The sequence below is a fragment of the Vibrio kanaloae genome, assembly GCF_024347535.1.
In the GTDB taxonomy this organism is placed as follows: domain Bacteria; phylum Pseudomonadota; class Gammaproteobacteria; order Enterobacterales; family Vibrionaceae; genus Vibrio; species Vibrio kanaloae.
The window spans coordinates 1,524,666-1,539,663 of the sequence record NZ_AP025497.1 but is presented as its reverse complement, the minus strand read 5'-3'; the positions used below and the strand labels follow the sequence as shown (position 1 = coordinate 1,539,663).

Sequence of the window (14,998 nt, the reverse complement as noted above, 5' to 3'; positions counted from 1 at the left end):
TTGGTTTAATGTCTTATTAGATATTTTCAGGATCTAATTCTTTTTCAAGCTCATTGATTTTTTGGTCAATTTCGTCAGGTGTATATTCGTTATTTTTCGTTGGAAGTACTTTCCCTGCTCGGTACAAGTAATAGAGGGCGCCCAGATATCCCACATATACAAAACTATATATTACTTCTCCAAACATCTGGCCCAAAACTAACCAAATAGCGGCTTGAGATATATGCGCTAGCCCGTGAAATATGCACCAAACAAGAAACACAGATGAGTCTGTACCGCGGCCACTTTGTTCATAATACAAACCAACCAGTTCAGCATTCTTTTGTTCTATCTTTAATTCATTATTGAACTTTGAAAATACAATAGTGATGTTATTAAAGGCAAACCTTAGTAACCAAGTGCAAAGAGCAAACAGTGCAGAGCCAAGAGCCCCTTGAATAATTACAGGTAAAGCAAGAATTTCTTGTATCATTTCCATTAATCGACCTCTTGAATAAATGGCATGTTAAGTAACTAGCAGTGCGACCAACCAAACTAATCTATTATGTCGACGCAAGCCAATTTTTAGCTATTGATTGCGATGATTTTACTTGAAATTATTTTTTATAAACAGACGCTTACCATCTTTAATTAGAGGACTTAATCAAAAATAATGCGTTATGCCGTATAGCTCAATGTTGAAGAGTTAGTGCAAAGTTGAGTGAGTGCTGATAGATAGGTCGAATTTACCCCCGTGATACAACACGGGGATTCACAACTAACAGCATTAGAAGAATGGATAAGTTTTAGTAGGTCAAAAGCCCATGAACAGGATGCGAATGAGTAAAAGGTATAAGAAACTTTGGGGCATTTTCGTGCTAGCAATGGAAGTTATTACTTTAAAAGTACAATTATTCGTAGAGATCCAAGTTGGTGAATGTTCCAAAAGTTCCCCCACTTACTCCACCTAATAATGTTCACCAACAATATTTCGAACAATTTCTTGGACAATCCTTTTTGCGGATTTCACTTCATACTTTTGATACCTCGAATAACATTCCGTACAAATATCTTCAAACTCATCCGTTCGACAGGTGAAACACTTGAGGCAGATTTGCTTATCTCGCAATGTATTCAAATCCCTCAATGTTTTGATCTCAGCTCTACGTCCAAACGTTCGACCACTACGGGAACATTCAGGGCATTTAGGTAAAGAATGCTCATCTAGCCAAGCTCGTTTACAACTGTGGCAATAATGCCCACCTTGCCCATAATACTGTTCAATAATGTCGTTATCGTCTTCATCCTTCCTAAACAACCAGCAATTCAACTCTTCAATAAATTGCTCTAGTTGCGATTTTGCTTTCGTTTCCTCTAACCTTTTTCTTGGGTGATTAACCCACAACCTCTCCCCGCTATTTAGAACATAATCCAAAACAACATCGATAAATGTCACCCCCTCTTCAAGTTTGAGTTCTCGATAGAGCTCTAACAACTCAGAAAGGTCTATTTCAAGGATTGCATCATCAGAATCATTCGCCGCAGAATCAAGGGGCAACCGCCCATCATAAGAAAAGTGCAATCCTATAGGATGTTTACCACAATAACCGACGATATCGAGCTCCCCACCTATGCAGCTCTTTTCAATTTCGATATTACATAGCGTTAGGGTTTTAGCTTTGGCGTAATAGCGAGTACTCGTATGATTTTCACCGACAATATCTCGCTGTGAAATATGTGATAATCCATCTGGTAATAGAAGATCAATGGTTTCCATTTGTTCTAATCGCTGCTTAATTAGAAGTCGAGCCGCCACAAAGAATGAATACTCACAATCTTTGCGCTTCTCACCTTCTTTTTGGGACTTCGGATCATGTGAGAAATGATGCATTTTCTTTTCTGGATCACCCTTGTTAGCTCTCAGAGGTTGCTTGCAACTAGGACAAATACAACCACACGCTTGACCTTTAGCCACTTCACTGACATCGAACAGTTTATTATCTTTCATACCAAACGGAATTAGCATCTATACCTCAATACAACTGACTACATATTAATATTTTCATTTCATATCAAAGATAACAGTGACGATGATCTGAATACCTTCAGTTAATGAGTAACTTGCGATGAGTTTCCTCAAATTTCAGTCTTTCAGTGGGTTTTGATTTATAGATGTTCCGAAAGTTACCCCACTTACCCCACCTAATTGAGGTTCAAGTGGAGTAAGTGGGGTAGAAATCGCAACTTACAGAAATGAAGTATGGGGAATGACGGTAGGAAAACAGTATTGATTTGAACCATTAAGCATTTTCTTATCTAGCTTTTCTTCTTTGTGTAGTTGGTTTAAGGCTTTGCCAACCACGTTACCTTTAGATGCATCAACTTTGAATAAGTCACAGATTTGTTTAGTCGTGAGCCACTCCCTAGCCTTGCCATGACAGGTTTCTAGTTGGTCATTGAGCATGTTGTACCAAGTGCCTTTATCCACGTACTTAGCCGATTCTTTTGATACCAAGGCTTGAGCGTCAGACGAAAGCATCCAAGGGTGCTTTTGTACTAAGAATAGATGTTTCACTTCTAACCAGAATTGGCGCAGTTTCTCCGACTCTGCCAGTGTCAGCTCACCCGTTACTTTATAATCCCAACCTAGCAATTCATTAAGCTTGTCCATATTGGTTTCAGCCACCAGTTCAATGACCGCGTAACGTGAGTTGCCCGTTTCATCTTTTAAGAAATCTGTGCCGTTTACCGTAGCAATCAGGTTCGTTTGTCGTGACTTCTTGATATCACTTCTCGCATAAGGAGGACGAACGGTATCTTGAGCACGAGTAACGAACGCTTTGAGTGCGCCTTGGCAGTTTTTGGTAGAACGCTCTAACTCCCCTAGTTCAACTATCCAAGAACGAATCACCGATAAGACGCTGTCTTTGTTATCAGGGTTTAGCTCTGCCCCTTCTAAGAAGGCACTTGGCATCACGTTAGCAATACGCTCAACGAAAGCTGTCTTCTTAAACGACTGTTCGCCTTGCAGCACAGGAACGAGCTTTGATTTAAAATTAGGCACAAGCAAACATGCTACACAGCCCACTAACCAGTGTAGCAATACGATTCTAGCCAGCTGTGGATTCTTAGCCCCTAAACAGTCTAACACCGCGTCAACTCTTGGCTGTCCGTCCCACTCACCGGATAACCAACCCTTAATAGGATGATAGCTATTTTCGAGAGCGACAGCGTTAAAATGGTCATCAATGGCGGGTTTAGGTAATGAATGGATAGACGCCACTGAAATCAGTTCACTTCTCACCGTATCGGGTGAGCCCATGCACTCCTTACCTTTGAAAATATCAGGCTCTAGGGTCATCTTATTGAGCTTGGCTTCATAGCCTGAACTCTTGAGTAACGCCTTTAAGTTATCAGCCGTATTCAGCACGATGGTTTTACCGGACTCGGTGTATTTCACATGAGGGAACTCTGGCTCTTTAAGCATGGAAGCACTCCTCCTGTGATAGGTGGTCTCGCTTAGTGTGATTGTCTAGCCAGCGGTCTAAATCTTCTTTAAGATAACGAACCGCGCGACCAATCTTAATGAAAGGTGGTGCGTCCGTTCTGTTTTTGCGTTGCCCTTCCATGCGAGCTTGACGTAGGAATGAACGGCTCATGCCGATGTAAGTCGAAGTTTCTTGCTCTGTGTAAGCGCGTTTGTTTTGTTCTTGGTTTTCCATACTTTAAGTACCTTCATTGTTCGTGGAGGTACTATGAAAACCTTGAAATCATTCACGGGAAGAAAGACGGGAGGATTGGCGGGAGCATTTATTCTCGCAGGGCTCTTCTCACTTCTGACAGTAAGTTTTGGAAGCGTTTAAAGGTCATACCCTCATTAGCATTGTTCATTTGTTTACTGATGTATAACCTTTCGTGGTCTATCCCATCAACAATCACATCCACATCAAACCGGTAGCGTTCTTCTCTCACATCTTCACGGATCAGGTTCCAAACCTCTCTTGCTTTGGCTTGAGGATAAAGAGTGAGTATTCGATGCTGAATCATTTTAACGGGGTTGGTTTCTATTTGTGGCTTCAAGCCCTGCCCTGATTGGCTTGGCGAAGGATTGGTTACTGGCTTAATGTGGTTAGGTAGCCGGCTATCGTGACGGCTTAACTCTTGCCATGTTCGGTTAAAGCTCTGGCTTAAATTATTTGTGCAAAGCCTGATATCACTGGCTTGTAAGCCTATAGGTATGGACGATAATTGCTTGGTACTTTCACTGATGATTTCAGTGAATGCCGACAATAGCCCACCGAGGCTTGATACCTGCCCCTGACTGGTTTTGTCTTTAGCAATCTGCATCATGCTTTCTTGCTCTGGAAACACCGCTGCCAGTTTTGGCACGATGAAAGCTATATTCTTGGAGCTTAAACGCTGTTCGTGGATGCCATTAAACTGACCTTTAACCGCATTCGGGAAAGCCTGTTTAATGAGTCTCGGTTTGGAGTAAGCCAGTGTTGGTACAGCTTCAAACCGTGTTAACTGGCTTTTACCCACTAAAACCTGTAGAGATTGCTTTTGGGTTAACTCAATAAAGCCCCGTACATGCAAGCTATAGAGCAATACGTTATGGCTATCGACTGCCGCCGCATCTGGACAGTCAATTTTAGCGTGAAGCCTAAACACACCACGCTCAACCGCATCAAACACTTGTTCCTCAGTGAGTAACGTTAACTTTTCCAGTTCGTTTAAGTGTATGTAATCCCTGTTATCGTCCATCTATAAATCAGTGCTCGTAACCTAGTAAATCGTTAGCTTACTAATTTGATGCTGGCAACACATCACAACGCACTCACTATCCGATGAGGTTCACAGCTGCGGCTTTATGCTCTGGCGCTAAATGCGCGTATCTAAGGGTCATCTTCAAATCAGAATGTCCTAACAGCTCACGAACTGTATTCAAATCCACACCATTCGTCACAAGTTTACTCGCAAAGTGGTGGCGCAAATCGTGAAACCGGAAATTAGAGATATCCGCCGCTTTCAGTAGGCACTGCCAAGGGTATTGAATCAGAGGTGCAGAGTCTCGGTGATTAGGGGTAAACACGTAAATTTGATTGGGGTTTTGCGCTCGCCACTGACTAAGAAGGTTAAACACGGTGTCATTAAGCGGTATACGCCTTGTTTTCTTAGACTTGGCATTTTCAGCTTTAACGGTCAGATAACGATTCTCAAACGACACATCTTCCCAAGATAAGCTCAGTAGCTCACTTTTACGTGCACCAGTGTTTATAGCAGTAATTACAAGCGGCTTAACAAAGTCTGAGTATAACTTTTCACTGCCAGACGCTCTTAGCCTGTCGTTACGTTCGTCAAGGGCAATAAGTAAGGCGCTTTCTTCTTCACTAGAAAGATAACGAACGCGAGTATTATCCTCAGTGACCAGTTTCACTTTATCCAGTGAGTGAGAGTCTAGTAGTTCCCACTCAACCGCTCTGGTGAGTGCCGCTTTGAACGACATAAAGGTTCGGCTCATTGTTGCGGGCGCTCGCCCTTGTTTCCGTTTGAGGGTGTACCACTCTTGAATGTCACGAGCGGTAATATCGGTGAGGCGTTTTTCTCCTAGGTGAGCAAACGTATTCTTAATTGAATTAAACGACTGGTTAGCCGTTCGAGGGTTCAAAGCCATCAAATAGTCTTGGTAATGTTCGTCAAGAAAACGGGTTAACGTCAGTCCCTCACGGGCTTCTAATTTCTTAGCTTCGTGACGACTTTCTTGTACGTCTTCCCCACTGGCGACTTGTCCTGATTTCTCTTTGGCTAAGTCTCTAGCTTGAGCGGGTGTTAATGAATTAGCCGCCCCTAAGAAATAGTTTCGCTGCTTGCCGTTAATTCGATAGTACAGGTAATACTTCACCGTTCCTTTTGGGGAGATACGCGCATGAAAACCGCTGACTTCGGTATCGTTCAGGCGCTTATCTTCAATGGTGAGATTCTTGATAGAGCTGTTGGTGATCTTCTGCTTTAATGCCATGACACAATCCTTAGTGTAGCAAATATGTAGCAGAAAAATTGCAACTTGAGGCATTATAGAGAACAACCATGAACCAACCAATCATAGCTATCTTACTGTATTTATTCGGTTAATTTATCATTTTAGTTCATAGCCGTTCATTGCGTTACATTACCGAATCGCACTGTTAAGGTGTGAGCAACGCAATACCGATGCTTCCGCATACCACCTTAAACACTAAATGCAACGCATAGCAAAAATGCCAAGCGTTGCGAATCACTCTTAAACAGATTGTTAGCCCTCATTTCCGCCCAGAACGTACTTAGTTCCGTATGCCGACTTATAAGTGATTACAACCTCCAAGCGATCAAGTTCCCGTTCCATTTCCTTAATATCAGAACCAGTTTCTATAGGGAAAGGGACTGTAATCAAAACTACTTCCTGCCCTGGAGCAAGTGCAAAGTCATCACCTAGAACTGTGTACTTAAAGTGACCATCAGGCTCACCAAAGACCGCTTTAACCGCTGCATCAGAATCTGATACCTTACCGTCCAAATACACTTCAAACTTGTGTATAAAAGCAGGCCCTAGTCCATTGTTCATAAGAGAAACAGTAATAGTAGCTGAGTCGACATTGCGCTTGCGATCTCTAAAACTGAACAGATGAGGGGTTACTGAAACCCTATTGTGCTTCCGTTGAATAGAAAACTGCCAAGCAGTAAACACCAACGCACAAGAAGCAATAATCTCTGAACTAAACTCTCTTAGTATTTCCGTAATTGCCAAAATATTACTCCTTGGGGGCTAACGCCGCGTTAAGTGGTGAGCAACGCAGACCACCACACTTAAAGTATTGTGCCGTAAACACTTAAGCTGAAGCAAACCAAAAATGCCAAGCGTTGGGAATCCGTCTTAAACGCTTTGTTAAGTTTATTTTTCAGCCTGTTCGGCACCATTGATGTGGTTATGAATTTCTATTTTGAGGTTATTGCTGTTTCCGGATACTTCTATACCGTTAATCTTAATACTATCGTTCGATTTTTTACCCTTAAGCTTGTCATAGAGCCAAGCAGAAAACAGACTCAAAGCGACAGAACTGCCTGAAGTAACAATAAAGGTTAGCACTTGATTTGATGTAGCCATTACCTCCGGGTCTGCACAGTCGGTAAAGTTGATTCTTTGACCAACTTGAAGGTCATCAATTTTCAAGTTTCTTAACTCGTTTGCTAATTCTCGATCTACAAACTTCAGTTCAAAATCTCGTGCCATTATTAAATTTCCTCTTATAAACTTAACGCTAAGCTAAGTAGTGAGCAACGTAATACGAAGTCACCGCACAGCACCTTAAACACATAAATCAACGCATACTAAAAATGCCACGCGTTGCGAGTCTGCCTTAAGCGCTTTGTTAGTTTGCCACCGCGATGAAGCCAAAGGCTTAGCGCCAAGGTGCTGAATTGGCTACAAAACTACTGGCTTTAAACGTAAAAGTAAAACGGGCCGCTCAGAATTTAAACCCAACCAACAAAACGCACTTGGCTAAGAAGACTTTCGTAGATGCCGACAGCCACAAATACCATCTTTCAATGCTCACACTTAACTTTCAAAACCAAAGAAGCAGCGCGCAAGAACATTGAAAAATGAACCTTACTAACACGAAAGAGTTGAATGACACGGAAACCAATTAACCGAAAAACTGGCTACGCGAGATGCCTATTTCGATGAAAAGTCTTTGGGAAGTAACAGGTGAATAGCTAGAACGCAGAACAAGGCTTTTAGACCACAAACGCTTTCTGCCCTTTGCAAACTAACGCCGCGTTAAGGGGTGCAGGCACGTAATACACAAGCCTCTGCAATGCACCATAAACACTGAACCCAACGCATAATAAAAATGCCACGCGTGCCAAATCCCTCTTTAACGCTTTGTTAGCTTACTGAGCGTATTTACAAGCTCATCCGACTCTCTATGTATCATTTCAGACCACTCAGGGGGAGCGCCAATCCCTGCTGCGTGATACAACCTTTGTATGATTTCATGCAGACGACGAAAATACTCTAAGTCAGTCCCCGGAGTATAACCACCTATGATGTTGTCATTTTGAATTTGCTTTAAATCGCAGTGAGCAATTATTTTATTTCTCGCTTTCTGCATTCCTTTATAGAATGGTTCAAAGTCACTTAAGAAGTCTTGCACAATCGACTCACGTTCGATGCCGTACTTTTTGCAATAAAAAAGTAATGAATGATTTTTGTTACTTCTAGTCTCAGCGTTGTCATGTAGTTTCGCAATTTGAAGTACTGCATATTCTTTTAAAATGACACCAAAGTATGTGTCTAGTGAACACCATCCAATAAGCTCTTCGGTATTACAATACGTTTTCATCAAAATGTGTATTTGCCACGCCCAATCACATTGGTCATAGAATTTCACTAAGCCAGTATGCTCTTCTATTATTTCAGGTTTCATTGATACCCCTTTGTAAGCTAAGTGGCTAACAAACCTGCCACCCAACTCAATTTGAACACCTTAAACGCGCAACGAAACCGAACCAAAAATGCCGAACGTTTGTTAGTCCGTCTTAAGCGCTTTGTTAGTTTGCCACCGCGATGAAGCCAAAGGATTAGCGCCAAGGTGCTGAATTAGCTATGAAACTACTGGCTTTGAATACAAAAGTAAAACGGACAGCTCAGAATTTAAACTCAACCAACAAAACAAACTTGGCTAAGAAGACTTTCGTAGATACCGACAACCACAAATGCAATTCTCAATGTTCACACTTAACTTTCAAAACCAAAGAAGCAGCACGCAAGAACATGGAAAAATGAACCTTACTAACACGAAAGGATTGAATGACACGAAAGCCAATTAACCGAAAAACTGGCTACGCGAGATGCCTATTTCGATGAAGAGTCTTTGGGAAATAACAGGTGTATAGCTAGAACGTAGAACAAGGCTTTTAGACCATCAACGCTTTTCTGCCCTTTGCAAACTAACGCTAAGCTAAGTGGCTAACAAACCTGCCACCTAACCCAATTTGAGCACCTTTATCACAAAACTAAACCGAACCAAAAATGCCGAGCGTTTGTTAGTCCGCCTTAAGCGCTTTGTTAGTTTGCCACCGCGATGAAGCCAGAGGTTTAGCGCCAAGGTACTGAATTAGCTACAAAACTACTGGCTTTAAACGCAAAAGTAAAACGGACGGTTCAGAATTTAAACCCAACCAAAAAAACGCACTTGGCGAAGAAGCGACATACCACAAACAACCACGGTTTGAAGCACTTTAACTGACAAAGGATTCGTTCGACCAACCTGACAACCAAGTGTGATCAAACCATTTGTTAACAAATTAGCTTCCAAGAAAAAGAAAACGCACCAAAGAACTAGCAACAATGTTAGAACCAGTAAGTGACAACCCAACCACAAACGTTTCCCATACAGTGCCACCGGAAAGTTCGTGAGGTTGAAAAACGAACAGGTGAATAGCTAGAACGTAGATCAAGACTTTTAGACCACAAACGCTTTTCTGCCCTTTGCAACCTAACGCCGCGTTAAGTGGTGAGCAACGCAGACCACCACACTTAACCCATTGTGCCGTAATCACTTAAGCTGAATCAAACTGAAAATGCCGAGCGTTGGGAATCCGCCTTAAACGCCTTGTTAAATTAATTTTGCGTAAAAATACCCAAATGCGATAACGAGCGCGATTAGACAAAGTGTTAATATTTTAGTGTATTTTAATAGTTTTTTATTATTAGCATCTAGTGACTCTATTAGTGTTTCAAGAGAAGATTGATTACCTTTACATGAGCAAATAACCTCTCCCTTCTCCTTTGAAAACTGCTCTGAGTGGTTCGCAATAATACTACCACCCGCCCCAGCACACGCATAGATAGCCAAATTCTTGAATATTAGCAATTTATCTAAAATGTCTTGAGAGTATTCCGCAGCATATGGCTTGTCATAAAACATGATTTTTATAAAAAACTCACTCCAAAATATTCCAAACAAGATGAGAGCTATACCTTTTTCTAGGCGATTAAGATTTGATTCAAGTAACTTGTAAAATGCGTAGATAAACACGCAAAGTGATATCAATAGACCCCAACTAAAGTATTTAAGAGCCATCGATACCAATAAAGCGATCACTGCCAATATGGTCGCAAAGACTTCTAGTTTTGTCATATTCCCTCGAATTAATTTAACGCCCTGCTAAGGGGTGAGCAACGCAATACCGAAGCCGCCGCAAACCACCTTAATCACTAAATTCAACGCACAGTAAAAATGCCACGCGTTGCGAATCCCTCTTGAGCAGTTTGTTAGGACTCAAGCTCGGTCACATCAATTACCAATATTGATAGTCCACCATTTGAATCGTCGATATCAACTTTAGGTACACCTTTAAATAAAGCTAAGTTGGGATTAAATGCTGAATTCGAGTAACGAATATTTTTCGAACTACTCATTTGCTTTTGAACATAACTGATTAACCATTGATGTGAACTATGCTGTGGTATGATCAAAGAACCGATCTGAAAGTTAATCAAAGCTGTTAAAAATGACTCTAGGTCTTTTCGAACTAGCACTTCATTTTCCCAAGCAAAATATTGGCTTAATTTCTCATTGATAGTAAACCTTGAACTTGCTGGATTAAATGACGTTGAAGAAACCATCTCTGCAACACTATAGTTAAGTTCAAGTAGGTTGTTTTTTTCATAAAAAACGCCAAATGAACCAATAGAAGGTGAAAATGGACTAGCTAAGATGTCTTTAGGTGGTGAGAAATTTGGTGTAGGGCGGACTTCTGGTCGATAGCTCAACAACTCCCACTGGTTAAACTGAGCTTTAAAGTCAAATGACCCGTCTGTGTTGCCTGCGTATTGAGAAACCCACTTTGACTTCTTCTCTTGTTTAGCCTGCCAAAATGTAGCTCTTGCACACTTTCTTTTATTGTCAACAACCACAATCAATAGATCGGAAATCTCACACGTCTCAATCGTATTTTTAATTGAGTCAAACTCCACATTACATACATTGCCACCGTGGGTTTCATCAATAAATATAGCTGGCAAGTGATTGGTAAGCTCAATTGCAGTCTTTCTGAACAGTTCAACTTCCCCATCAATAGAGAAGTTACATGAAGCCCGAATAGCCTTAACTAGTTTATTAATCATATATCTCTCGTTGTCATAGTGAGTCCTAACGCTAAGCTAAGTAGTGAGCAACGTAATACGAAGTCACCGCACAGCACCTTAAACACATAAATCAACGCATACTAAAAATGCCACGCGTTGCGAGTCTGCCTTAAGCGCTTTGTTAGTTTGCTACCGTGGTGAAGCCAAAGGTTTAGCGCCAAGGTGCTGAATTAGCCATGAAACTACTGGCTTTAAACCCAAAAGTAAAACGGACAGCTCAGAATTTAAACTCAACCAACAAAACGCACTTGGCTAAGAAGACTTTCGTAGATGCCGACAGCCAAAAATACCATCTTTCAATGTTCCCGCTTAACTTTCAAAACCAAAGAAGCAGCGTGCAAGAATATTGAGAAATGAACCTTACTAACACGGAAGCATTGAATGACACGGAAGCCAATTAGCCGAAAAACGGGCTACGCGAGATGCCTATTTCAATGAAAAGTCTTTGGGAAATAACAGGTGAATAGCTAGAACGCAGAACAAGGCTTTTAGACCACAAACGCTTTTCTGCCCTTTGCAAACTAACGCCGCATTAAGGTGTGAGCGACGCTTGGCTATACTTGAGCGAAGCGAAACTGCCAAGCGTTGCGAATCACTCTTAAATGCTTTGTTAGTTGCCTGTACACTTTACTTTAAAATTGACAGACACCTATTCAAGACCTGCTTATTAGCAATTATGACTAATTTTAGTCTCTTTCGAGTACGTGTAATATTTTGGAACAACATTTTGACTGAGTCATAATATGTTCTTGAACGATAGACCAACATACCATTAGTGTCATAAGAGAAAAACTCATCGATCACAACTGCGACATTATCAAACTCTTGACCGATAACTGTATGAGAGGTTTTACTTTCAGCATTAGCATACGATTCGTGATGCTCTGTATCGTATAGCGAAGGGGTTAATTTTAAAACTTCCCAACCGTCGTTACTAATTAATTGAATATAGTTTTTTACTGTTGGCAAGTCTGTAAAGTAATCAAAGTCGATATTCCCACAGTTATTGAATTTAACATCTGTTCGTCTACTGTTAAATAAAACCTTTATAAAACTAGCTATTTCCTTATTAGTTCTAATTTTTTCTGAAAGTTTAAACTTAACAATACCGTTAATTCCATTTATTTTCGTCTCAATATCAGCTAAACGCTCCCTTGATGATAGAGTTTGTTGTTTATCATAAGAGAATATACAAGATATATTGTGACTGTTTGAATCTGTAACTAACTGCTCCAACTGCCTTGCATATATTCTTTGAGTTTCGTCAACTACAACCAAGTCTACAGCAGATAAATTATAACTTGTTAAACTCTTAATAGGGATGATATTCCACCCCTTTTGGATTAGTTTCATGTGCCCGTGGTTCAGTTGCCCACAATGCACAATCAGAGTGTTATGAGTATTTTTTGCATGTTTGATAATATCGTAAGTCAGAAGAGTTTTTCCGGTCCCCGGACCACCATTGATAGAAATAAACGCCCTTGAACCATTACTGATCTTGCTAATGACTTGATCTTTAATATCTTCTTGTTGATTAGTCAGAAAGTATTGGTTATTAATAAATTTATCTGTGGAATTAAATGGCGAAACTAAGTAATCAGATGGGTTAAACAGCGAATCTGGGTTATCAAGCGCTAATAAGTTCTGGTTAGTCAGCAATTGAGTTAACAAGTTGAAACTCACCAACTCCAATTCTTCGTTTCCATCCAACTTATAAAGTTGGTTGGTTTGAACGACATAGGTAAAATTATGAACAACTCTATTGATGTGACTTAGGTAGTATTTATTTCTTTTTAGCTGTTTCTTGATTTTTAGTTCGTCACTAATATTTTTCAACTCTATATTGATTATGTAGTTACTACCAAACCTCAACAAGTCAAACTCTTTACTGATATGCTGGATTTTGTATCCAACATAGAAATCATTGAATATGTTAATAAAAGGTAAGACCTCGTACATATTTGATGCTAGGTACCGAAGGTCTTCAACCTCATTATTCTTTATGTCTACTCCGTAGTGCTGGATGTATGAGACATATTCTGTCGGTTCAAGTGCTGAGTGCGCTTGAACGAGAGATAGTATATTTATACTTTTCATTTTTATACCTAACAACTGACAGTAAATTTTATTTTAATCATTGGGAGTAATCAGTCTACTCCTTTGCTTGAAAACTGAGTGGCAACTAACGCTAAGCTAAGTAGTGAGCAACGCAATACGAAGCCACCGCATAACACCTTAAACACTAAAATCAACGCATACTAAAAATGCCACGCGTTGCGAGTCTGTCTTAAGCGCTTTGTTAGTTTGCTACCGCGATGAAGCCAAAGGTTTAGCGCCAAGATGCTGAATTAGCTATGAAACTACTGGCTTTAAACCCAAAAGTAAAACGGGCAGCTCAGAATTTAAACCCAACCAACAAAACGCACTTGGCTAAGAAGACTTTCGTAGATGCCGACAGCCACACATGCAATTCTCAATGTTCACACTTAACTTTCAAAGCCAAAGAAGCAGCGCGCAAGAACATTGAGAAATGAACCTTACTAACACGAAAGAATTGAATAACACGAAAGCCAATTAACCGAAAAACGGGCTACGCGAGATGCCTATTTCGATGAAAAGTCTTTGGGGAATAACAGGTGAATAGCTAGAGCGTAGAACAAAGCTTTTAGACCACAAACGCTTTTCTGCCCTTTGCAAACTAACGCTAAGCTAAGTAGTGAGCAACGCAATACGAAGCCACCGCATAACACCTTAAACACATAAATCAACGCATACTAAAAATGCCACGCGTTGCGAATCTGTCTTAAGCGCTTTGTTATATGTTTGGTTACACCTTATCCGCAAAGTAAGCCATGATTTCTTCTGTAGTCATTTCCTTAGTCTCGTTGGCAAAGCAGTAATAGCTCGGGCGCATGTCGCTAAAGTATTGCATGTCCATTTTCAAACCTTCTAAGTTTGGAAATAAGCCTACTGGCATGTTGTATTCACCTGTTTCTTTGAACTTGTAAAACAAATGAGTTCCACACTCCGTGCAGAAACCACGAGAAGCCCAAGAGGATGACTTGTACATTTTAACGTTGTTCTCACCCTCGATTTTCACTTGAGTTCCACATTTAACTGCGAAAAATGGTGCACCACCCCAAGTTCGACATGACTGACAATGACAAACTGTGAAGTTAGGGTTGATGCTTTCTGCTGTGATTTTTACAGAACCACATAGACAGCTAATCTCTGCGTAAGACATTAAATTACTCCTAAATTGATGAAAACATATAACGCTAAGCTAAGTAGTGAGCAACGCAATACGAAGCCACCGCATAACACCTTAAACACATAAATCAACGCATACTAAAAATGCCACGCGTTGCGAATCTGCCTTAAGCGCTTTGTTATGTATATCAACCGTATAGTGAGATATTAATATTTGGATTCACGGATACCCTTACTCCATAAGGAATTGGTGATATTCCATCGTACCTACTGCCAAAACTTTTCGCAGGAGCAAACTCTAGGTACTCACCCGTTGAATCCAATTTCCTGATTACGCCCTCACAACCGATTAGTCCCATTGAAAATAGAGTAGATTGATTGTGACAATTGATAAGTTCAAATCGCACGTCGCCATCATATTGATACACCGTAATAGAAAGCTGTATACCCCCTTTTTCTACAGTGTATTTATGCCAGATTCCATCTACCTCTTGCTCAGGAATAACCTCTAGGACTGTCAATATATCTATTTCATCCCAAACTAACATTTAAACTCCCGATATACATAACGCTAAGCTAAGTAGTGAGCAACGTAATACAAAGTCACTGCATAACACC

The 14,998-nt window shown here is 40.6% G+C and carries 14 protein-coding genes; all 14 read right to left on the bottom strand.

The window, feature by feature from the left end; all coding sequences use genetic code 11:
• Positions 1 to 16: 16 nt before the first annotated feature.
• The 14 genes from OCV24_RS07270 to OCV24_RS07190 all read right to left on the bottom strand — a co-directional run bounded on the left by OCV24_RS07270 (position 17) and on the right by OCV24_RS07190 (position 14,928).
• On the bottom strand, positions 17 to 478 hold the full coding sequence (locus OCV24_RS07270; protein WP_136985496.1) for a hypothetical protein: 462 nt from the start codon (positions 476 to 478) through the stop codon (positions 17 to 19).
• A 468-nt stretch (positions 479 to 946) separates the two neighbouring features.
• The gene (locus OCV24_RS07265; protein ID WP_150879386.1) at positions 947 to 2,005 is read right to left on the bottom strand and encodes a competence protein CoiA family protein; all 1,059 of its coding nucleotides are present in this window, start codon (positions 2,003 to 2,005) and stop codon (positions 947 to 949) included.
• Positions 2,006 to 2,224: 219 nt separating this feature from the next.
• Entirely contained in the window at positions 2,225 to 3,466 is a 1,242-nt protein-coding gene (locus OCV24_RS07260) for a VapE domain-containing protein (protein WP_150879385.1), read from the bottom strand.
• Positions 3,459 to 3,701 carry a helix-turn-helix transcriptional regulator gene (locus OCV24_RS07255; protein ID WP_046224721.1) on the bottom strand — a complete coding sequence of 81 codons (243 nt, stop codon included), beginning with the start codon at positions 3,699 to 3,701 and terminating at the stop codon, positions 3,459 to 3,461. The genes OCV24_RS07260 and OCV24_RS07255 overlap by 8 nt, the downstream gene beginning before the upstream one ends.
• A gap of 88 nt (positions 3,702 to 3,789) precedes the next feature.
• On the bottom strand, positions 3,790 to 4,743 hold the full coding sequence (locus tag OCV24_RS07250) for a hypothetical protein (protein ID WP_261878788.1): 954 nt from the start codon (positions 4,741 to 4,743) through the stop codon (positions 3,790 to 3,792).
• Between the two features lie 76 nt (positions 4,744 to 4,819).
• Complete coding sequence (locus OCV24_RS07245; RefSeq protein WP_150879396.1) at positions 4,820 to 5,998, bottom strand: site-specific integrase; 1,179 nt, start codon at positions 5,996 to 5,998, stop codon at positions 4,820 to 4,822.
• A gap of 273 nt (positions 5,999 to 6,271) precedes the next feature.
• Positions 6,272 to 6,763 carry a hypothetical protein gene (locus OCV24_RS07235; RefSeq protein ID WP_150878596.1) on the bottom strand — a complete coding sequence of 164 codons (492 nt, stop codon included), beginning with the start codon at positions 6,761 to 6,763 and terminating at the stop codon, positions 6,272 to 6,274.
• A gap of 144 nt (positions 6,764 to 6,907) precedes the next feature.
• Entirely contained in the window at positions 6,908 to 7,246 is a 339-nt protein-coding gene (locus OCV24_RS07230) for a hypothetical protein (RefSeq protein ID WP_150878594.1), read from the bottom strand.
• A 646-nt stretch (positions 7,247 to 7,892) separates the two neighbouring features.
• On the bottom strand, positions 7,893 to 8,444 hold the full coding sequence (locus OCV24_RS07220; protein WP_167514268.1) for an AbiU2 domain-containing protein: 552 nt from the start codon (positions 8,442 to 8,444) through the stop codon (positions 7,893 to 7,895).
• A gap of 1,191 nt (positions 8,445 to 9,635) precedes the next feature.
• Positions 9,636 to 10,160, bottom strand: a complete 525-nt coding sequence (locus OCV24_RS07215) for a hypothetical protein (RefSeq protein WP_150878588.1) — start codon at positions 10,158 to 10,160, stop codon at positions 9,636 to 9,638.
• 134 nt (positions 10,161 to 10,294) lie between these two features.
• Positions 10,295 to 11,149 carry a hypothetical protein gene (locus OCV24_RS07205; RefSeq protein WP_138764193.1) on the bottom strand — a complete coding sequence of 285 codons (855 nt, stop codon included), beginning with the start codon at positions 11,147 to 11,149 and terminating at the stop codon, positions 10,295 to 10,297.
• Positions 11,150 to 11,797: 648 nt separating this feature from the next.
• Positions 11,798 to 13,267: a DNA/RNA helicase domain-containing protein gene (locus tag OCV24_RS07200; protein ID WP_150878586.1), complete on the bottom strand. Its 1,470-nt coding sequence runs from the start codon at positions 13,265 to 13,267 to the stop codon at positions 11,798 to 11,800.
• A gap of 730 nt (positions 13,268 to 13,997) precedes the next feature.
• Positions 13,998 to 14,414: a GFA family protein gene (locus OCV24_RS07195; protein ID WP_137034338.1), complete on the bottom strand. Its 417-nt coding sequence runs from the start codon at positions 14,412 to 14,414 to the stop codon at positions 13,998 to 14,000.
• Positions 14,415 to 14,568: 154 nt separating this feature from the next.
• On the bottom strand, positions 14,569 to 14,928 hold the full coding sequence (locus OCV24_RS07190; protein ID WP_017058479.1) for a hypothetical protein: 360 nt from the start codon (positions 14,926 to 14,928) through the stop codon (positions 14,569 to 14,571).
• Positions 14,929 to 14,998 lie beyond the last annotated feature (70 nt).